This is a genomic window from Halosolutus sp. DAT137, from assembly GCF_059736405.1.
The window spans coordinates 811,125-830,578 of sequence record NZ_JCAQID010000001.1; the positions used below are offsets into that span (position 1 = coordinate 811,125).

Sequence of the window (19,454 nt, forward strand, 5' to 3'; positions counted from 1 at the left end):
CGCTCCCGGTCGATCGCTACCGATCGATCGACGGCGAGCGATCGACGACCGACGGCTGAGGTTCGAGGAGTGCCGTGCCGGAGCGATCGCCGCGGAAAACGTATCCCTCGCGAAAGCAAAATCCACCCATGGCGCTCGAAGGCGGACTCGACGTAACGGTCTCGGAGAGCGCGGGAACCGAAACGGTCGCGTTCGAGTTTTCGGTGACGAACACCGGTCCCGAACCGATCGAGGTGCAGTTCCCGAACGCCGGCAAAGCCGAGTTCGTCGTCGAACATGCGGGAGAGGTGATCTGGCGGTTCACAGACGGCCGCGTCTTCGCACAGGTCATCAGTTCAGAGCGACTCGGCCTCGACGAGACGGCGACCTACGACGGCGAGTGGACCGACCCGAAGCCGGGATCGTACACCGCTGTCGCGACGCTTCGCGCCCGCGGATCGACTTGTGAGGCGCGAACCGTGTTCGAGGTCTGATCGGATCTTTCCGGACGTCCCTATAGCGTTGTTACGCTGTCCGTGATTCGACTCATACCGATCGGTATCCCGTGGTACCGACGAGCCACCCCGTTCGAGCGATGGCCGATGCGTGACGATGGACCCGACACCGTCCAGACGATGGGCCCAACATCGTCTACGGTCAATCAGTGCGAGGTCCGGGAAACAGGCGGGGTGATTTGTGTCGGGAGAGAATACTGGCAGCATATGGAACCGAAGACGGAATCGTTGCTCGATCACGTCTCACCTGAGCGGCGAGGCGAGATTGAAGCGCGCGTCGAGACGTTGCTCTCTCAACTCACGCTGGAACAGAAAGTAGGGCAACTGAATCAGTTGAACGCCGGCTTCGTGACCGGGACCGACGTCAGCGACACCGACATCGAGACCCAGGTTCTGAATGGCGACGTAGGGTCAATTCTCAATTTCGAGGACCTCGAGGAAGCCCGGAGATTACAGGAACTCGCAGTCGAGGAGTCAGATCACGGGGTTCCGGTCATGGTCGCACTGGACGTTATCCACGGCTACCGGACGATCTTCCCGATTCCGCTCGGCGAAGCGGCGTCGTGGAATCCGAAGATTGCGGAACTGTCAGCTTCCGTCGCCGCGTCTGAGGCAGCCGCAAGCGGGATCCAGTGGACGTTCGCACCGTCGGTCGACGTCAGTCGCGACCCGCGTTGGGGCCGTGTCATGGAGGCGGCGGGTGAGGACCCGTACCTCTCCGGTGAGATTTCGAAAGCACGCATCCGTGGGTTCCAGGGAGAGGATCTCGCTGCCGACGATACCGTGCTCGCGTGTGCAAAACATTACATTGGTTACGGTGCCGTAGAGGCCGGTCGCGAGTACAACACCGTCGATATCTCCGAGACGACCCTCCGTGAGATCCACCTCCCACCATTCGAGGCCTGCCTGGAAGCGAACGTCGGCAGCGTAATGAACGCCTTCAATACCTACGAGCGCATCCCGGCCAGCAGCAACGAGCAACTCGTCAACGGGCTACTGCGCGACGAACTCGGGTTCGAGGGGCTCGTCGTCTCTGACTGGAACTCGTTCGGTGAGCTCCGCGCCCACGGTGTCTCTGAGGATCTCCGTGAGGTGGCGCGGGCGTGTATCGAGGCCGGCTCTGACGTCGACATGGTCAGCGGTGCCTACGCGACTGAACTGGTCGAACTGGTCGAAGACGGCGTCATCGACGAGTCACTCGTCGATCGATCGGTCCGACACCTGCTGACCGTCAAAGGCGCACTGGGGCTGTTCGAGGACCCATACCGGTACTTCGACGAGGAACGTCAGTCCCAGCGAACCCTCACCGACGAGCACCGCGAGGCCGCTCGCGAGGTCGCCCGCGAGTCACAGGTCCTGCTGCAAAACGAGGGTGACCTCCTGCCACTGGACGAAGGCGACAACGTCGCACTCGTCGGCGGATTCGCAGACAGCGCCACGGATATGCTCGGTGCCTGGCGCGCCGAAGGCGAGCCAGCCGACGTGACCACGCTCAGGACGACACTCACGGACCGCATCGAGGACCTGACGTACGTCGAAGGCTGTGACCGACGCGGCACCGCCACCGACGAGCGACTGGAAGCGGCAGTCGAAGCCGTCTCGTCCGCGGACGTCGCCGTCGTCGCCGTCGGCGAGCGCTACGACCAGAGCGGTGAGGCGGCGAGTCGCGCACACATCGACTTGCCCGGCGATCAGCGGACGCTGCTCGATGCCCTCGTCGAGACGGGGACCCCCGTCGTCGCCGTGTTGTTCAACGGTCGGCCGCTCGCGATCGACTGGGCGGCCGAACACGTCCCCGCGATCCTCGAAGCCTGGTTCCCCGGTATCGAGGCCGGCCCCGCGATCGCGGACGTGCTCCTGGGCGAGTACAACCCGTCGGGTCGCCTGCCCATGACGTTCCCCGTCACCGAAGGGCAGATACCGATCTACTACAACCACCTGAAAACCGGCCGACCGGCCGAAGACGCGGACGTAGACCTGACGGAGCCGCCGGCAGACCACGCCGAGAAGTACCTGTCGCGGTATCTAGACGTCCCGAACGACCCGCTGTACGCCTTCGGCCACGGCGAGAGCTACACCACGTTCGCGTACACCGAGGTCGCTCTCGGTGCAGCGACGATGGCGGCCGGAGGGACCGTCTCCGTCGACGTAACTGTCGAGAATACCGGCGATCGGGCCGGAACCGAGGTCGTTCAGGTGTACCTCAGCGATCCGGTGGCTAGTCGCGCGCGCCCCGTCAGCGAACTGGTGCGCTTCGAGAACGTCGACCTCGACGCCGGCGAATCGACGACGGTCACGTTCGAACTGACGACAGCCGACCTCGCGTTCTGGACGGCCGACCGGGAGTACGCCGCGGAACCCGGCGAGTTTGCGGTGCACGTCGGCCACGCGGCCGACGACATCGCCGCAGTCGAGACGTTCGAACTCCTCGAGTGAGGTGTCGTCTCCGTACTCACCGCTCGAAACGCCGTTCTGACGGGTATTCGTGAGATCGATCGACGACACCTCGGCAACGCCGGTCGATCGCGGAGCACCGGCGACGCGGACCGGCAGCGAAGTCGATAAACCGTCCCCCTCCCAACGGGCGCGTATGCAAGCGCTGGTCATCGCGGCCCACGGCTCACATCTGAACCCGGACGCGTCGGACCCGACCTACGCCCACGCGGACGCAATCCGCGAGACGGGTGCGTTCGACGAGGTGCGCGAAGCGTTCTGGAAGGAAGAACCGCACTTTCGCGAAGTGATCCGCACTCTCGAGTCCGAGGAGGTGTTCGTCGTCCCGCTGTTCATCAGCGAGGGCTACTTCACCGAGCAGGTGATCCCGCGCGAACTCCGGCTCGAGGAGTGGGACCCCGACCTGTGGGACTCGGACGGCACCGACGCCTCACAGGTCACGCTCGAGGCGACCGATGTCGACAAGACGGTTCACTACTGTGGCCCGACGGGAACCCACGACGCGATGACGGACGTCATCGTCGGGCGGGCCGAATCGGTCACGGGCGATCCCGGAGTAGGCGACGGCGTCGGCCTGGCCGTCGTTGGCCACGGTACCGAACGCAACGAAAACTCCGCGAAGGCGATCGAATACCACGCCGATCGAATTCGCGATCGCGATCGGTTCGACGAGGTGCAGTCGCTGTTCATGGACGAGGAACCGGAGGTCGACGACGTGACCGACTACTTCGAAAGCGAGGACGTCGTCGTGGTCCCGCTGTTCATCGCGGACGGCTACCACACGCAAGAGGACATTCCCGAGGACATGGGGCTGACGGAGGACTACCGACTCGGCTGGAACGTCCCGGCCGAGGTCGACGGCCACCGCATCTGGTACACCGGTGCCGTCGGCACGGAGGATCTGATGGCCGAAGTGATCCTCGAGCGGGCCGCCGACGCCGGTGCTGACGTGGGAGACGCGCGGGCGGCGATCGAGCGAGCCGCGAACGCGACCGTCTCAGCTGAGGAGCCAGACGCGGCCGCTGGTCCGGAGGCGGGGGACTGACCGTGACGGTTACGACGACCGAACTCGACGCCCTACGCGTCGCACTCGAGTCGGTGGACGCGATCGCGTTCGACGGCTTCCGACTCGAGCAGGGCGAGGGTGGGTACGCGCTCGAGACGCCCGAGACCACCCGAAGCGATCTCACGGATGAAGGCCTCCACGACGCCCTGGAGTCGGTTCCCGAGTACGTTACGAACTGGCGCTACTGGGAGGAGTCGGTCGCGGGCCACGAGACGGCCCGCCGGGCCTTCCTCCGGTGGTGTGAGCGAGCGCCGATCGCATCCCGCGGTTCCAAGCCCGAGTCTGAGTCTGCGGAGGTAGACGAGACAGAATCGACAGATCCGGCCTCGGGCGACGCGACGCTCTCCGTCCCCCAGCGGTACGAAGCACTTCGCGAGGGACTCGATCGCGAGTGGGGACAACTCTGCATCACGACCCGACTCGTCGACCACGACGACGTCGAGGAGCCGGCGGGAGAACGAGTGTACGACCTCTGGCACGTCGCCGACGCCGACACCGACCTCGCGGACCTCACTGTCTACGACGATCCGCGTGACGCACGCGAGATCGCGACGTTCGACGAGGACGACCGGTACCGCCCGCTCAAGACCGCCCCAACGCTGGTCGGCGGCTGGGCGTTTACGGGTCTCTCCGGTGGGGAACTGGTCGAGACCGTCGACTCGTTTTACCCGGCCACGATCGCCAACTGGCACCGCGAGCGCCGGGGTGAGTTAGATGTCGATCACTGGCTCGAAACCGCCGAGCGCCAGACGGGTATCTACGACGTGATCGACGAACTGCCGCGAGAGGCCGTCGACTGGATGGCCGAAGCTTGCTGTGTCGACTCGCAGTGTCTCCGGCGTCGAGAGTGGCACCACGAGGACGGCGACCACCTCGACGTCGAGGGCGGTGACGGGGTCTTCCCCTGCCGGGAGCCCTGCTCGCTCGTCGTCGCGGCCGCGCGCAAGTGGACGGTCCTCGAATCCGAGGCGGAACGAACCTACCAGCTGGAGTTGACCACCAGCGAACTGAATCAGCTTGCCGACCTGATCGACGCCGTCGCGGACGGACGCATCGACGAGATTCGCGAGGCGGACGTGTACGACGGAGCTAACCGATATCGTGCGCGCTACCTCCGGGCGAAGCGACTCGACGAGGAAGGGAATCTGCACGCCACGCAGGCCGACGAGTAACCGATCTGTCTCGGGGGTGACCGCTCTCACGGGCCGAGTTCGCCCAGAAACTCGTTGTCGATCCGGACGCCGGAACACAGACCTAGTATTCCACGAGCAACCAGATTCCGACGGCGACTCCCACAATGACGACTGCGAAGCCGACGACGGCTACGAATCCGCCGATCGTCGCCGCTGTCGCGGTTGCGATCGCGAGTGTCAAGAGGCCCAGTGCGACGACCGCCAGAGTCCCGGTGTCCATCCCCGTGGCCCCGACGAGTCGGTTTGCCGCTTGTTGTGCCGGCGTCGGTTCGGGCGGTGACCGATCCGGTTCGGCCAGCGAATCGTCGACGTCGACCCGCGGGGGGCCGGCCGTGACGGTCACGTCGATCTCGATCGACTCGGCACCGTAGCCGGTGAGCACTTCGATCGATCCCTCGACCGGCCCGTCGATGCCGGCGGTGTCGACGGCGACTGGAACGGACGTTACGTCGTCGGCTTCGACGTAATAGTTCGATTCGGGAATCGAGGCGACTCGATCGAGGTGCCCCTCGAGTCGACAGTGGACGTGTGCCGGGCCGTCGTGTCCGCACAACAGCAGGTCGAACGATTCGCAGGTTTCGATCGTGCCGATCTCTGTCTCGAGGTGTGGCGTTGACCCGCGATTGACGTGGACCGAGACCTCGAGCGAAGACACGGTCGATCAGGCCGGTGTTTCCCCGCGCATATCCGGCGGCAGCAGGTTCGGGATGCCGTCTTCGATCGGATAGCGTTCGCCACACTCAGAGCAAACCAGGGTGCCCGCGACGATTTCGTCGTCGTCGTACTCGGCGTCTTCGAGAGAGAGTTCGTGTTTATCTAGTGGACAGCGAAGAATCTCCAGCAGTGACTCGTTCATACTATACAGCACCGCCGCATCCAGCAAAAGGCTTCGGGAACGAGCCAACGCTTCGGTGGGCGGTAGCCTCGTCGATCAGTTCGACTCTGATCCGTCGCGGGCGCTATCCGATGTGTCGTGAATGCGATCTGACTCGTTCCGGACGCTATCCGGTTCGTTTTGGATGCTATCCGGTTCGTTTTGGATGCTATCCGGTTCGTTTTGGATGCTATCCGGCTCAGTCCGGACGCTACTTCCGACGACGAGTGCCGCCCCGATGATCACGAGATTTTTGATGATGTACTGTCCTTCGACAGTCAGTCCGTAGGGGAACGTCGTAAACACGACCTCCGGGAGTACCACCAGCGGCAGGAAGGTACCGGGCATCTGGAAGAACAACAGGAAGATCCCGACTCGGATCAACGGCCGATAAAGCAGACACACTCCGATGAGGACCTCCCAGACGCCAAGGACCGGCACGAACAGTTCCGCGGGGACGAGATACACCGTTGCCGCGACGAGACCCGCCGCGGGGCTTACGCCGACCACCTTTAACGCGCCGAACCAGATGAAGACGACGCCGAGTGCGATCCGGAGCGTCGGCAGGCCCCAGCGCCCCATCCACCCGGCGATCGCTCGATCGACCGCTTCGATTCGGTGAGCGGTCTCTGCGGGAATGCTGACTGTCGATTTGAGCCGACGACTGAGCGTCGAACGTGGATCGGTCATCGAATCGATCTCCGATCGCGTGTACGGACCGAAGACGCAAAAACTCGGTGCGCACCGGGAATCCACGCCGGGCGCGGATTACTCGTACGGGTTCTCGACGACGACCGTTTCCTCTCGGCCTGGGCCGACGCCGACGGCGTAAATCGGCGTGTCGAGTTCGTCCGCGACGTACTCGAGGTAGGTACGGGCGTTCTCCGGAATCGCCTCGTAGCCCTCCTCTGCGATCGCTTCCCAGTCGACCTCGGGCCAACCATCGAAGCTGCGGAAGGTGGCTTCACAGCGAGCCCACTGCTCGGTCGTCGGCGGCATCGTGTCGATTTCCTCGCCGTCGAACTCGTAGCTGTGGCCGACTTTGATTTCGTCGAGGCTGGCGAGGACGTCGATGTGGTTGATCGCGAGGCCAGTAAAGCCGCTCGCCCGGGTCGCGTGGCGAAGCATGGGCAGGTCGAGCCAGCCGACGCGGCGCGGTCGGCCCGTGACGGTGCCGTACTCCCCACCCTCGTCGCGGATGTAGGTCGCGAGTTCTTCTTCGTCCTCACTCGCGCCCTCGTCGGCGTCGTACTCAGGTGTCTGTCCTTCGACCCCACCCAACTCTGTCGGAAGCGGCCCGGTGCCGACGCGCGAGAGATAGGCTTTGACGATTCCGACGACCTCGCCCTTGCCGATGACGGTCGGGCCGAGTCCCGTTCCGATCGTTGCCCCACCCGCGGTCGGGTTCGAGGAGGTGACGTACGGGTAAACGCCGTGGTCGATGTCGAGGGAGGTTCCCTGTGCTCCTTCGAGCATGACGTTCTCGCCGGCGTCGATCTGCGCTTGCAGGAAGGTTCCGCAGTCGACGGTCATCCCCTCCTCGGCCAGCCGTTCACCGTACTCGCGGTAGGTCTCGTAGAGATGATCGATGTCGAACTCCTCGCCGGGTTCTGCGTCGAAGACCTCCTCGACGAGCGACCGCTTCTGTGGGACGACGTACTCAAGTCGGTCGCGCAGTACGTCGGGGTCGAGCAGGTCACCGATCCGAATACCGCGTCGACCCGCCTTATCCTCGTAGGTCGGTCCGATGCCGCGTTTGGTCGTCCCGGCGGCGAGGTCCGCCTTCTCGTCTTCCTCGATACCGTCGAGCACCCGGTGGTACGGAAGAATAACGTGTGCGCGCTCGGCCACCCGAACGTCCGGCTCGAGGCCGCGATCGCGGAGGGTATCGATTTCGTCGAACAGCGTCTCCGGATTGACGACACAGCCGTTACCGAGGACGCCGACTTTCCCCCGAACCGCGCCGGAGGGAACGAGCGATAATTTGTACTTCTCACCGTCGTAAACGACGGTATGGCCTGCGTTGTCCCCGCCCTGATACCGGGCGACGACGTCGGCAGCGTCGCCGTAGAGATCGACGACGCCACCCTTGCCTTCGTCGCCGAGTTGCGCCCCGACGATTGTGACGGTCATAACAGCGGCGGATTCTTGCCCTGCCGATAAACAGATTACGGTCTGGCCGGCGATCCGGCCGGTGTGTATACACGAACGTGGGTATCTCACGCATCACGATCTATCATCCGCGTGTGCGGTTCCCGTCGACGCCATCTCGAGTCGGATCAACGACAGATATGCGCGAAAATACCGACCCAGCGGCGACTCGTAGCGGATTCGACCCTCGCTGGCGTGTTCCGGGAGCGGAAACGTTAACTACTGACAGGAACGAGTGTACGTCGACTGCTGTCTTTTCACTCCTCGAGAGTAACCTTTAAAAGGCATAAAGACAAGTTAACAAATGCCATGATAGACCGACTGGAGAAGGAAGTTGATATGCTGGAACGACATCTGCAGGTCCTGAAGATGGTTATCGAGAACGAACCGATCGGGATCGTGAAGATGTCGAACGAGACCGGATACCCACACCACAAGGTACGGTATTCGCTGCGCGTCCTCGAAGAGGAGAACCTCATCGAGCCCTCCAGCCAGGGCGCGATCAAGACCGAGCGCACCGCCGAGTTCGTCGACGAACTCGACGGTAAACTCGACGACATCGTCGACAAGCTCGACGCGATGAAAATCGAAGACGTTGCGGAGATCGAAGGCTAGGCGTCGCTACCGCTTACAGCTCGGGAACGTTCATGTGGAACCCTTCTGAACGGGATTCCACCAGACAGAGATGATATCCGACTTTCCGTGAGAGATTCACGTAACTCAGCTTCGAGCCGCGACTAAGGAATCCGCTGCTCGTCGCCTGTTCTGCAACCTCGAGAGCGCCGGGCTCGAAGTAACTCGAGGTGACGACGATCGCCGCCGCGAGGTCGGGATAGTTCGCTTTTACCGCGGAGGCTGCCTCCTCCATCTCCGAAAGCATTCCCTCCGTCGCCGGGCTTCGGGAGTCGTTCAAGTTCGCGAGGATCAGCGGATTGCCCATCTTGTCGTAGGCGACCACGTCGAACGTGACCTGCTCGGGAACGTCCTCGGTCTCGTCGTCCGCGAGCGAGATCGACGCCTCGAGTTCGGCCCGATCGATCCGGGGAATCGCGTCGTAAAGGTCACCAAGCCCGTTCGCGTGGCCGGTGTCTCGAATCTCGTAGAGGAGGCGTTCGGTGAGCCAGTGGATAAACCGGTAGGCCATGGTCGACTCCAGGAACGCTTCGTACGGCGACCCGCTGACGACGACATCCGACGCGTCGAACTGCGTGTGGTGTTCGAGTCGCAGGTTGCCGGCGACCTCCTCTCGATCGGCGTCACCGGCGTGGGCGGTTTCGAGCGTGGGCTGGCTCTTCGAGCCGTACCTGACGAACAGGTTCGTCTCGGAAAGTGCCCGTCGAGGCTGGAGTTCGGTCTCGGCATCGACACTAGTCGCGTCCGCCGCGTCAGCTTCGGCCTCGGCCGCGGCGGCCGCTTCGCGTGCCCGTTCGAGTTGGGATTCGAGTTCGTCGATCCGATTCTGTTGTTGCTCGATCGTCGCGGTGAGATCCTGCGCGTTCGACCGAAGCTCGTCGCGTTCGGTTTCGAGCTCCGCGGCGTGATTCCGGAGCGCATCGCGTTGCTCTTCGAGCGTCTCGATGCGATCGGTTAGCTCTTCGATGCGCTCGCGCGCCTTCGATCGAATTTGTGCGAGGGTCTGGGAGCGACGCCCTGTGGAGCCGTTGCCCGCCGTCTGGGTCGATCCGCGCTCGGACGGGCTGGAGGATACCCTCGACTCGCTTGTCCCTCTCGATCGCCGCTCAGCACCGTTTTCGATGTCGTCGGCCTCAGTCGCGTCCGAGCCGGCAGCGGCCGCCGAGGAGGCGTCGGTGGTCGACGATCGATCCGGCGTCTCGGTGTTATCCGGGTCGATCGAAGGAATGCTTCGGGCCTCTCGCCACTGTTCTTCCTGCTGGAATCGCTCCTCGAGATCGTCGTCCGCAGTCGGAGCGTCGTCGTCCGCGTCGGTCTCGGCGTCGGAAGCCGTGTCGGTCTCGTCTTCGACCCAGGTAATTTCGTTTCGATCGAGTTCCTCGGCTGCCGCCTCCACCTCCGCGAGGTCCGGGTTCGGCGCGTCGTCCTCGTCCGCGGCGGACTGTCGCTCTCCGGACGCGTCGGTCTCCGTACTCGACGCCGATTCGGATCTGGTCGTCGATTCATCCACCGAGTCGGTCGCCTCGATCGCGGTCGCATCGGTCCCCGTCTTGCTCTCCATATCCGCCGCCTCGGCCGTCTCGGTACCGGCGTCTTCGACTGCCCCCTCCGAAGTGAAGGATCGTTCCTCGCCCGTAGTGTCCGCGGGGGTGGGTTCCGGGTCCGTGTTCGTCTCCGCCGTAGACCCAGGTGCCGTGTCGGCAGTCGTCCCCGCTTCCGACTCCGCGTCCACGGGTTCGTCGGACGCCGACTTGAGTCCCACATCCGTAATTCCCGCCGATGTCGGCTCCGTCTCGCTCTCGTCGCCCGCCGTGATTCCGGTCGCCTCGTTCGTGAGATCGATCTCCGATGTCAGCGGCGACTCCGCGGAGCCGTCGTCCGATGCGGTTGCCGGTTCTGTCTCCGATTGCCCGGTGAGATCGATCGATTCGATCGACGAGGATGCCTCCTCGTTCGCGGTCGGATCGGTCTCGGGACTCGGATCGTCGGCCTGTGTCGTCTCGCGCGCCTGGGATGATACGTCAGCGGCCGCCGGTCGATCGTCTGTCGTTGCCGACTCGGTCCCACTGTCGTCTGCGGATTGCCCTGTCGCTGTCGCGCCGAGGTCCGACGCCGCTCCGGCGTCGTCATCAGTCCCCGGCACGTCGGTCACCTCGACGTCGACGTCGGTCACCTCGTAGATTCCGACTTCGTCGGCGGCCCGATCGAAGGCTTCCTCGCCGGTGAGCAGCCGTTCGGCGCTGCCGATGTAGGCGGCAGCCATCCGGCGGCCACCGTAGTAGACGGCGTAGTAGTCCCCGGAGAGGACGTTCTCGCTCAGTTCGATGTAGCCGGTAAACGAGCCGTTCTGAAGGGTGCTGTCGACGTCCCGAAGGGGCGTGTCGTTCGTGTAGTAGTTCGCTCTCGTCTCGCCGCCGCGTTCTTCCATCGAACAGAGCAGCGGAAGCGACGGGTGCGGGGCGTCGTAACGGGTTCCTGACGCGTTTTCGAAGCTCTCGATGTCACCGTCGAAAACGCCGACGACGCGGCCGTTCAACATGAACAGCCAGGTGCCGGCCGCGGTCACGGCACCCGAAAAGTCCGACGTGGCGAGATCCGAAAGGCCGTCGAATCCGCCACTGAACGGGCGAGAATCCCATCGTTCGACGCGCTCTTGCGTGCGCGAGTCCATACGCCAACAAGCGGGAACCGCACCAAATACGTTTCGCCTAGATTTCCGGTTCGTCTTGTGTTCCTGTTCGAGAAAATTTCAGTTCGCGGAACCGTTTCCGGCTCTCGCCGGATTTGGCGCGCTAAATTCGGCCTTCGCTAGATCTTCGACTCGGCGTCGTCAGCGAGTTCTTTCATCCGCTTGCCGATTCGGCCGGCACTCGAGAACTCGTCTTCGCTCATCGCCTTCGCCAGCGCGTTCCCGAGGACGAAGACGGCGTGTTTGTGCTCGCTTTTGGACTTGTGGACGTGAGACGGGTCCACGTCGAGTTCCCGGTACGGATCGAACAGCGCGGCATCGACCTCCTCGCGGTCCGAAAAGTACTCCATGATGATGACGAGTTCTTCGTGGAGTTCGAGAAGTTCGTCTTTATGCATGAACGCGTGTACGGACGGTTCTGGTTTAAGCGTTGTGTGGCGATCGATCGCAATACCAACTGAGCGCGCTCAACGAGACGATATCACACCGAATTCGACCACCAGCGATCGATCGACGGCGACGACGAGGATCCAGACGCCGAACGCGAGAGCGGCGACGAACTCGGGGACGGCAAACCAGGCCCACAGGTCGTCGCTCTCGACGCGAAAGAGGAGCCACGCGAGCCAGGCCAGTGGATGAACGAGGCCGAGCCAGATCGAGACGAGTCCCAGCATGCGATCGCCCGCGAGTATCTGTCCCGACCCGTACAGCCACTGTGCGAACGGTGCCAGTCCGAAAAACACCAGCGCGGCCGAGAAATGGAGGTCCCGACTCAGGTAGAACGCCGTGTGCTCGATGAAAAAGACGCCGACACCGGTCATCCCAGCGACGGTGAGCACCACCAACACGACGCCGACTCGTTCCACAACGTGTCGACTCTCACTCCAGAGGTGCCACGCAAACGGCACGCCGAGTGCACCGCCGAGGATCAACCCCCCGTTGAACAGCCAGAACGTCTCCGTACCGTAGCGACCCATATCGGAGAGCGCCCGGCCGTGCCAGGTAAACGTCTCGGGGGACGCGACGATCGTCGCGAGTACGAGCGAGCCGAGCGCGACGATCGGTGCCGCGACCCCGCACCGTGCGGCGATTCGATTCCAGTCCTGCACAGCCATTACCGTAGGCTGCTCGATGACTGGACAAGAACGTACTCATTCAGGTTCGATAACTGGTCGAGACACCGTTGTGATCGGGACGCGCCGACTGCTCGCAGTTAGTCCGCCGCGACCTGTGATGCCCTGCTCCGTTGTCCGGCGGGGAACCACGCGAGTTCGTGGTCTGCCGTGACGCGGACACGGACCCGTTCGTCGAGGTCGATCCGATCGGAGTGATTGTGCATGCACTCGATCGTCTCGCCGGAATCGAGTTCGACCCGGTAGAGGACGGTCGGTCCGAGATAGCGCCGATAGACGACGGTCCCGTCGGCCTCGGCCTCGGTGTCGGCAGGGAAGGCGGTTACGTCGTCGGGGCGAACCAGCAGGTCGATGTCGGTCCCGTCGTACTGGTGGGCCAGTCCGTTGACGCTGTCACGAAGAACGCGCCCGAGGGCGGTGTCGACGTGATCGCCCTGGACCGCTCCCGAGAGAAAGCTCGCGTGGCCGAGAAACCCGGCCACGAACCGGGATTCGGGCTGTTGAAATACCCGTTCGGGTGTGTCGAGCTGCTCGATCTGTCCGTCGTTCATGACCGCAACCCGATCGGAGATCGAGAGCGCCTCCTCCTGGTCGTGCGTGACCGAGATGGCTGTGACGCCCGCCTCCTTGATGATGCGACGGACCTCCTCGCGCATCTCGACGCGCAGATCGACGTCCAGGTTCGAGAACGGTTCGTCGAGCAACAACATCTCGGGTTCGGGGGCGAGCGATCGGGCGAGAGCGATTCGCTGTTGTTGGCCGCCGGAAAGTTCGTCCGGATAGCTGTCGCCGTGGCTGGCGAGGCCGACCATTTCGAGGAGGTCCTCGACGCGGGCCTGGCGGTCGGTCTCGCTCCACTCCTGCAGTCCGAACGCGACGTTTTCCCGTGCGGTGAGGTGGGGAAAGAGCGCGAACTCCTGAAAGACGACGCCGACGCCTCGGTCTTCTGGCGGGACGAACCGTCCGTTTCCGGCCACGGAGTCGTCCCGGAGGTGAATGTGGCCGCCGTTCGGTTTCTCAAGTCCGGCGATTAGCCGCAGGGTCGTCGTCTTCCCACAGCCGGAGGGGCCGAGCAGGGTGAGGATTTCGCCGTCGTGAACGGACATCGACAGGTCAGAGATGACCGATTCACTCCCGTAGCGCTTGGCAACGCCGTCGAGTTCGAGCACCACGTCGTCCGCCGTGGACGGGGTCGTCGGTTCTCGAAACGGTTCGTCAGCCATCGTCGTGTGTAGTTGTCCGTTCGACATTGTCGTTCCCCGGGTACCGCTGCCGGCGCTCATTCGGTTTAGGCGGCCCTAAATAACTTATAACTGCCGGTCGATTCCAGCGAGACGAGAGGACGGACGAAGCGGGTCGTGGCCGATCTGGCACCCTAGAGTTCGACGCCGCTCGGGATCAGACTGTGCTGTCGAAGCAGGTTTCCGTCGTCGTCGTAGACCAGAAACATCCGCTTGTCGAATGTGACGAACGGCTCTCCGTCGAGCGTGATCTCGACATCGTACCGTCCCTCGTCTTCCGAGGCGTCCTCGCCGTAGCCGCGGGCGGCCCGGATGAATCGGAGCACGTCCTGTGCGTCCTCGTTGAGTTCGAGGACGTACTCCCCGGTGATGCGGTTGGTCACGCTCACTACTCCCGCCGCGTCGTTCCCGAGTGGTTCCTGCAAACGAAGCGCGGTGTCGGTCTCGCTGGCGTCGAGAACGTCCCCGTCGGGACCAGTGAGGCGCTCGCGAAGCTCTGTCGCCGGGCCGGTGAAATCGATCGCTACCGAGGGCTTTCGTGGATCCCCGTCGGTCTCAACCCAGTCGACATTACTGACGTCCAATGTGAAGTGCTCGCGCCTCATTCCGTATCCGTCGGTTAGCACTCACACGGTATGAACGTAACGCACGACGAACTGAACCGCCGGGATCGGCGTTCGGCAGGTGGACCGGCCATCTGATTTATCTGGATGGGATTACGAAATACGGTCGTACCGTTTCGCGTTCGGTTACGCTGGCCCGCTGGCAACGTGAATGATAGATGTCCGACCAATCATCGTCAGGGACGAACGAGAGTGCTCGATCGAGCGGTGAGTCCACCGTTCGGCCGCCGGACACGTCTGCAAACGACGACCGGGCCGCTGGGAGTGCAATCGCCGGTCCACGAGGCCGGATCGCGTCGACGCTCGATCAGGCGCGAGAAACGATCCGACGCGTCATCGACGTGCTTCAGGGATCGACCATTCAGCTCACCAGCTACGACCCGTCCGCCCACGGGCCGCTACTGGAGTTCGACGGCCCCACGGAGTTCGAGGAAATCGATCGCTACTGGGTAAACGCCCCCTTTTCGTTCGTCTCGATCCGTCACGACCCGGAGACGAACCAGAATCGGTATTACACCGTCGAACCGACCCTCCGGGACGACGAGCACGCGCTGCTCGAGACGCTGTTCGAGGACGTTCGCGACCCGTTGTTGTACCGGGAAACTGATACCGACGACGTCGAGACGCTGTTGTGCGAGACGATCCACGAATACCTCGAACGCTACGGCGCGGAGATCGATATGCCGACGTTCTACCGGCTCTTTTATTACATTCACCGAGATTTTCGGGGGTATGGGCGGCTCGACCCGATCATGCACGATCCCCACGTCGAGGACATCTCCTGTGACGGGTACGACCTTCCGATCTTCGTCTACCACGACGAGTACACCGACATCGAGACCGACGTCTCGTTCGCGAAAAAAGAACTCGACCGGTTCGTCGTCCGGCTGGCCCAACACTCCGGCCGACACATCTCGATCGGAGATCCGATGGTCGAGACCACCCTGCCCGACGGCTCTCGAGCCGAACTCGCCCTCGGGGAGGAAGTGACGCCGCGGGGCTCCGCGTTTACCGTCCGGAAGTACGCCGACGAACCCTTCACGCCCGTCGACTTGCTCGAGTACGGCACCTTCAGCGTCGAACAACTGGCCTACCTCTGGCTGGCGATCGAACACAACCGGAGTCTCATCTTCGCCGGCGGAACCGCGTCGGGGAAGACCACGAGCATGAACGCCATCTCGATGTTCATCCCGCCTCGATCGAAGGTGTTGACGATCGAGGACACCCGCGAACTCCAGTTGTATCACGACAACTGGCTCTCCTCGGTCACGCGCGAGCGCATCCACGAGGGCAAAGACGTCACGATGTACGACCTCCTCCGGTCTGCGCTGCGCCACCGCCCCGAATACATCGTCGTCGGGGAGGTCCGGGGCGAGGAGGCGATGACGCTCTTCCAGGCGATGAACACCGGCCACACGACCTACTCGACGATGCACGCCGACTCCGTCCAGACAGTCATCAACCGCCTCGAGAACGACCCGATCAACGTGCCGCGATCGATGGTTCAGAGTCTCGACATCCTCTCGGTGCAGACGCTCACGCGACTCGACGACGGCCGCGTGCGCCGGAACAAGGTGCTCGCGGAGATCGACGGCATCGACCAGCGAACGGGCGAACTCGATTACTCGACGACCTACACCTGGGACAGCGAAACCGACGCCTTCCAGAGCAGTGGCAGTCACGTTCTGGAGGACATCCGCGACGAGCGCGGCTGGACACAACAGGAGTTGCTCACAGAACTCGACAACCGCGAGCGATTCCTCCGGTATCTCCGAGAGAACGGCATCTCCGACTACCGTCGGTTCACCGCGCTGGTCAACGAGTACTACACGGACAAAGCGAGCGTCCTCGACGTACTCGGTGAAGACGGCGAGGAGCGCCGAGACGACGGGACCAGCGACCGAAACGACGGCGACGAGGAGCAGCCCCCGGCCGACCGCGATCAGCCCCCAGCCGACGACCGAGACGCCGCGACAGCCGATCGCCAGGAGACCGCCAGCCGGGCCGACGAGACGCTCGGAACCGACTGATCACGATGGCGCTTTCGAACTTCCTCCCGCTCGCGATCGTCCTCCTGTGTTGTTCGCCCATCGCCGTCGCCAGGTGGAGCGATCGCGTCGATCGCGTGCTCACGCGAGCGGCCGTGCAAGTCTTCGGCGGGTACGTGGACGAATTCCGGAGCGAACATCCAGACCGGCAGTCCGCCCTCCGGGCAGCCCACTTCGCGACGACCTACCGGGAGTACGGCGCGAAAACGTTGCTGTACGCCGGCGTCTGTGGCGTCGTCGGCTCGGTACTCGGCATCTACGTCATCTGGGGACTCCTGCTCGTCCTCGCGATCGACCCCGAGACCATGCGCGAGGCCCTGCCGAGCGCGCTCTCGTTTCTCGCCAACATCGGCGGCGTGCCGGCGCTGTCGCTCGGGGAACTGTTCGTCCTGCTGTTGGTCTCCTGTCTCACCCTCGGTGCGATCGCCGGCGGCGGCACCTACTGGCTCCGGTGGTGGTATCCGACCTACGCCGGAGACAACCGGGCGCGGCGGATCGAAGCGGGACTTCCCTCGACGGTCGCGTTCATCTACGCGCTCTCCCGGAGCGGGATGGAGTTCCCGAAGGTGATCCGCATCGTCTCCGCACAGGGCGACACCTACGGTGCGCCCGCCGAGGAATTCGCGGTCGCGGTCCGGAACATGGACACGTTCGGTATGGACGTCATCTCGGCCGTCCAGGAGATGGGACGACGAAGCCCGAGTCCGCAGTTTCGCGAGTTCACGGAGAACCTCGTCAGCGTCCTCCAGAGCGGCCACAGCCTCTCGGAGTTTCTCGAACGGCAGTACCAAGACTACCAGGAAGAAGCCGAATCCCAGCAAGAGCGGATGCTCGAGTTGCTCGCAACGCTCGCGGAAGCGTACGTGACGGTCCTCGTCGCCGGCCCGCTGTTTTTGATCACGATTCTCGTCGTCATCGGCATCGCCGTCGGTGACACCCTCGAACCGCTGCAGGTACTGATCTACCTGATCCTCCCCTTCGGCAACCTCGCGTTCGTGATCTACCTGAGCATGATCACCGACTCGATCAATCCGGGCGATGCGAGCGACGGCGAGTCCTCGACCGCCCCGTCGGAACCCGAGACGCCGGTAGCCACCACCGACGGCGGTCAGGTGCAACAGGTGCAGTCGCGGCGGACCGAAACCGTCGATCGACTCAGATACTATCGGCTGCTCGAAGGGGTTCGCGGCCGAATTGCCGATCCCGCGCGCACGTTTCTGGATCGGCCCGTACTGACGTTCGTGATCACGGTTCCGATCGCCATCGGGGCGATTCTCTGGCGACTTCCCGCCGCGTTCGGCGCGAACGGGTTCGACGCGACGGCGATCGACGACACCGTCGCCCTCGGGCTGTTACTCGTCCTCGCCGTGTTTGCGGGCTTTTATGAACTCCACCGTCGCCGGATCGACGCGATCGAAGCCGCGATTCCGGACCTGCTCGATCGCCTCGCGAGCGTCAACGAGGCTGGAATGCCGCTGATTACGGCGATCGATTACATCCGAGATTCGGATCTCGGCCCGCTCGGCATCGAACTCGATCGCGTCTGGGCTGACATCCAGTGGGGTGCCAGCCTCCAGAAGGCGCTCGGGCGGTTCGAGAGTCGTGTCAGGACGCGATCGACGAGCCGGGTCGTCACGCTGCTGACCGAAGCGATGAACGCCAGCGGTAACCTCGCGACGGTGCTCCGGATCGCCGCCCGGCAGGCCGCAGCGGACCGCCGGCTCAAACGCGAGCGTCGCCAGGCGATGGTCGAGTACATGATCGTTGTCTACGTCTCCTTCTTCGTCTTCCTGTTCATCATCACGGTCCTCGCCGCGTATCTCCTGCCGAACCTGCCGACGGAGACGGCCAACGCGGCGAGCGGTGCCGGAGCCGACATCGACGGGCTGGGCGGGCTTTCAGCCGGCGAGGGCGTCGCCTACGGGACGCTGTTCTACCACGCGACGCTCATCCAGGGGCTCCTGTCGGGCCTGATCGCCGGCCAGCTCAGCACCGGCGATATCCGGGCCGGCGCGAAACACGCGGTCGTCCTCGTCGGCCTCTCGTTCCTCCTGTTCGCGGTCATCGTGTAACCGATCGTCGCGATCGTCGTCTGGCTCGGTCGCGATCGCCGTCGTGGCGATCGATCGCGAACGCTTTTTGGGCCGTCCCCGCCGACTCCCACGCGATGACCCGCCGGGCAGCCGTCCGCGACACGTACGATCGAATCGCGACCCACTTCGCCTCGACTCGCGAGTACGCCTGGCCCGAAGTTGAGGCGTTCGTTGAGGACGTGATCGACGGGAGCGAGCGCGTCGGTCTCGATCTCGGCTGTGGCAACTGCCGCCACGCCCAGTTGCTGGCCGACGCCGGCATCGATCGCGTCGTCGGGCTGGACGTCAGCCGCGGGCTGCTCGAGACGGGGCGCGACCGGGCAATCGATCGCGGCTTCGAGGTCGCGCTCTGCCAGGGCGACGCCGCACGGCTTCCAATCGCGGCCGACACCGTCGACATCGCGATCTACGTCGCGACACTTCACCACCTGCCGACCGCCGACGCCCGCCGGGCGAGTCTCGACGAACTCGCGCGCGTCCTCGCGCCGGGCGGCCGTGCACTCGTCAGCGCGTGGTCGACCGCCCACGATCGGTTCGACGAAACCGAGGGGTTCGACACCACCGTCGAGTGGACGCTGCCAGGCGGCGAGCAGGTCGATCGGTTCTACCACATCTACGCCCCCGACGAGTTCGAGCGGGATCTCGAGGCGAGCGCGCTCGAGGCGATCGAGTGGGAGATTTCGAGTGGGAACTGTTACGCGACAGTGACCGCGCCGTAGTGAACTGTCGTTTTCGTCGGGTTCGGGGTGTGTTGGTGAGTGA

Annotated in this window: 17 protein-coding genes; 8 read left to right on the forward strand and 9 right to left on the reverse strand. The window is 63.9% G+C overall.

What is annotated here, in order from left to right; all coding sequences use genetic code 11:
- The first annotated feature begins 128 nt into the window (after positions 1-128).
- The 4 genes from AC6I6L_RS04025 (at position 129) to AC6I6L_RS04040 (ending at position 5,186) form a co-directional block, all read left to right on the forward strand.
- Positions 129-473 (forward strand): BsuPI-related putative proteinase inhibitor, encoded by a 345-nt coding sequence (locus AC6I6L_RS04025; protein ID WP_497916417.1) that lies wholly within the window; start codon positions 129-131, stop codon positions 471-473.
- A gap of 228 nt (positions 474-701) precedes the next feature.
- Positions 702-2,930: a glycoside hydrolase family 3 N-terminal domain-containing protein gene (locus AC6I6L_RS04030; protein ID WP_497916418.1), complete on the forward strand. Its 2,229-nt coding sequence runs from the start codon at positions 702-704 to the stop codon at positions 2,928-2,930.
- A gap of 154 nt (positions 2,931-3,084) precedes the next feature.
- The gene (locus AC6I6L_RS04035) at positions 3,085-3,993 is read left to right on the forward strand and encodes a CbiX/SirB N-terminal domain-containing protein (protein WP_497916419.1); all 909 of its coding nucleotides are present in this window, start codon (positions 3,085-3,087) and stop codon (positions 3,991-3,993) included.
- A gap of 2 nt (positions 3,994-3,995) precedes the next feature.
- Entirely contained in the window at positions 3,996-5,186 is a 1,191-nt protein-coding gene (locus AC6I6L_RS04040; protein ID WP_497916420.1) for a DR2241 family protein, read from the forward strand.
- 82 nt (positions 5,187-5,268) lie between these two features.
- Here the strand turns inward: AC6I6L_RS04040 and AC6I6L_RS04045 are convergent, their stop codons facing one another.
- The 4 genes from AC6I6L_RS04045 to AC6I6L_RS04060 all read right to left on the reverse strand — a co-directional run bounded on the left by AC6I6L_RS04045 (position 5,269) and on the right by AC6I6L_RS04060 (position 8,214).
- On the reverse strand, positions 5,269-5,862 hold the full coding sequence (locus AC6I6L_RS04045) for a DUF7524 family protein (RefSeq protein WP_497916421.1): 594 nt from the start codon (positions 5,860-5,862) through the stop codon (positions 5,269-5,271).
- Positions 5,863-5,868: 6 nt separating this feature from the next.
- The gene (locus tag AC6I6L_RS04050; protein ID WP_497916422.1) at positions 5,869-6,063 is read right to left on the reverse strand and encodes a methytransferase partner Trm112; all 195 of its coding nucleotides are present in this window, start codon (positions 6,061-6,063) and stop codon (positions 5,869-5,871) included.
- 75 nt (positions 6,064-6,138) lie between these two features.
- Positions 6,139-6,771, reverse strand: a complete 633-nt coding sequence (locus AC6I6L_RS04055) for a hypothetical protein (protein WP_497916423.1) — start codon at positions 6,769-6,771, stop codon at positions 6,139-6,141.
- A 78-nt stretch (positions 6,772-6,849) separates the two neighbouring features.
- On the reverse strand, positions 6,850-8,214 hold the full coding sequence (locus tag AC6I6L_RS04060; protein WP_497916424.1) for an adenylosuccinate synthase: 1,365 nt from the start codon (positions 8,212-8,214) through the stop codon (positions 6,850-6,852).
- Positions 8,215-8,541: 327 nt separating this feature from the next.
- On the opposite strand from AC6I6L_RS04060, the gene AC6I6L_RS04065 reads away from it, so the two are divergent.
- Positions 8,542-8,847, forward strand: coding sequence for a hypothetical protein (locus tag AC6I6L_RS04065; RefSeq protein ID WP_497916425.1), 306 nt, complete (start codon positions 8,542-8,544; stop codon positions 8,845-8,847).
- 13 nt (positions 8,848-8,860) lie between these two features.
- Here the strand turns inward: AC6I6L_RS04065 and AC6I6L_RS04070 are convergent, their stop codons facing one another.
- The 5 genes from AC6I6L_RS04070 to AC6I6L_RS04090 form a co-directional block, all read right to left on the reverse strand.
- The gene (locus AC6I6L_RS04070) at positions 8,861-11,536 is read right to left on the reverse strand and encodes a DUF7527 domain-containing protein (RefSeq protein WP_497916426.1); all 2,676 of its coding nucleotides are present in this window, start codon (positions 11,534-11,536) and stop codon (positions 8,861-8,863) included.
- 137 nt (positions 11,537-11,673) lie between these two features.
- Positions 11,674-11,952 (reverse strand): UPF0058 family protein, encoded by a 279-nt coding sequence (locus AC6I6L_RS04075; RefSeq protein WP_497916427.1) that lies wholly within the window; start codon positions 11,950-11,952, stop codon positions 11,674-11,676.
- 69 nt (positions 11,953-12,021) lie between these two features.
- On the reverse strand, positions 12,022-12,669 hold the full coding sequence (locus AC6I6L_RS04080; protein ID WP_497916428.1) for a DUF998 domain-containing protein: 648 nt from the start codon (positions 12,667-12,669) through the stop codon (positions 12,022-12,024).
- Positions 12,670-12,767: 98 nt separating this feature from the next.
- Positions 12,768-13,937, reverse strand: coding sequence for an ABC transporter ATP-binding protein (locus tag AC6I6L_RS04085; RefSeq protein ID WP_497916429.1), 1,170 nt, complete (start codon positions 13,935-13,937; stop codon positions 12,768-12,770).
- 125 nt (positions 13,938-14,062) lie between these two features.
- Positions 14,063-14,533 (reverse strand): DUF5793 family protein, encoded by a 471-nt coding sequence (locus tag AC6I6L_RS04090; protein ID WP_497916430.1) that lies wholly within the window; start codon positions 14,531-14,533, stop codon positions 14,063-14,065.
- A gap of 176 nt (positions 14,534-14,709) precedes the next feature.
- On the opposite strand from AC6I6L_RS04090, the gene AC6I6L_RS04095 reads away from it, so the two are divergent.
- The 3 genes from AC6I6L_RS04095 (at position 14,710) to AC6I6L_RS04105 (ending at position 19,411) form a co-directional block, all read left to right on the forward strand.
- Complete coding sequence (locus AC6I6L_RS04095; RefSeq protein ID WP_497916431.1) at positions 14,710-16,581, forward strand: type II/IV secretion system ATPase subunit; 1,872 nt, start codon at positions 14,710-14,712, stop codon at positions 16,579-16,581.
- Between the two features lie 5 nt (positions 16,582-16,586).
- Positions 16,587-18,671, forward strand: a complete 2,085-nt coding sequence (locus AC6I6L_RS04100) for a type II secretion system F family protein (RefSeq protein ID WP_497916432.1) — start codon at positions 16,587-16,589, stop codon at positions 18,669-18,671.
- A gap of 95 nt (positions 18,672-18,766) precedes the next feature.
- On the forward strand, positions 18,767-19,411 hold the full coding sequence (locus AC6I6L_RS04105) for a class I SAM-dependent methyltransferase (RefSeq protein ID WP_497916433.1): 645 nt from the start codon (positions 18,767-18,769) through the stop codon (positions 19,409-19,411).
- Positions 19,412-19,454: the final 43 nt, after the last annotated feature.

Excerpts from the sequence above, each read along its gene's own strand:
- AC6I6L_RS04025 (WP_497916417.1), top strand. The coding sequence starts at position 129 with ATGGCGCTCGAAGGCGGACTCGACGTAACGGTCTCGGAGAGCGCGGGA.
- AC6I6L_RS04030 (WP_497916418.1), top strand. The coding sequence starts at position 702 with ATGGAACCGAAGACGGAATCGTTGCTCGATCACGTCTCACCTGAGCGG.
- AC6I6L_RS04035 (WP_497916419.1), top strand. The coding sequence starts at position 3,085 with ATGCAAGCGCTGGTCATCGCGGCCCACGGCTCACATCTGAACCCGGAC.
- AC6I6L_RS04050 (WP_497916422.1), bottom strand. The coding sequence starts at position 6,063 with ATGAACGAGTCACTGCTGGAGATTCTTCGCTGTCCACTAGATAAACAC.
- AC6I6L_RS04055 (WP_497916423.1), bottom strand. The coding sequence starts at position 6,771 with ATGACCGATCCACGTTCGACGCTCAGTCGTCGGCTCAAATCGACAGTC.
- AC6I6L_RS04060 (WP_497916424.1), bottom strand. The coding sequence starts at position 8,214 with ATGACCGTCACAATCGTCGGGGCGCAACTCGGCGACGAAGGCAAGGGT.
- AC6I6L_RS04065 (WP_497916425.1), top strand. The coding sequence starts at position 8,542 with ATGATAGACCGACTGGAGAAGGAAGTTGATATGCTGGAACGACATCTG.
- AC6I6L_RS04070 (WP_497916426.1), bottom strand. The coding sequence starts at position 11,536 with ATGGACTCGCGCACGCAAGAGCGCGTCGAACGATGGGATTCTCGCCCG.
- AC6I6L_RS04075 (WP_497916427.1), bottom strand. The coding sequence starts at position 11,952 with ATGCATAAAGACGAACTTCTCGAACTCCACGAAGAACTCGTCATCATC.
- AC6I6L_RS04080 (WP_497916428.1), bottom strand. The coding sequence starts at position 12,669 with ATGGCTGTGCAGGACTGGAATCGAATCGCCGCACGGTGCGGGGTCGCG.
- AC6I6L_RS04085 (WP_497916429.1), bottom strand. The coding sequence starts at position 13,937 with ATGTCGAACGGACAACTACACACGACGATGGCTGACGAACCGTTTCGA.
- AC6I6L_RS04090 (WP_497916430.1), bottom strand. The coding sequence starts at position 14,533 with ATGAGGCGCGAGCACTTCACATTGGACGTCAGTAATGTCGACTGGGTT.
- AC6I6L_RS04095 (WP_497916431.1), top strand. The coding sequence starts at position 14,710 with ATGTCCGACCAATCATCGTCAGGGACGAACGAGAGTGCTCGATCGAGC.
- AC6I6L_RS04100 (WP_497916432.1), top strand. The coding sequence starts at position 16,587 with ATGGCGCTTTCGAACTTCCTCCCGCTCGCGATCGTCCTCCTGTGTTGT.
- AC6I6L_RS04105 (WP_497916433.1), top strand. The coding sequence starts at position 18,767 with ATGACCCGCCGGGCAGCCGTCCGCGACACGTACGATCGAATCGCGACC.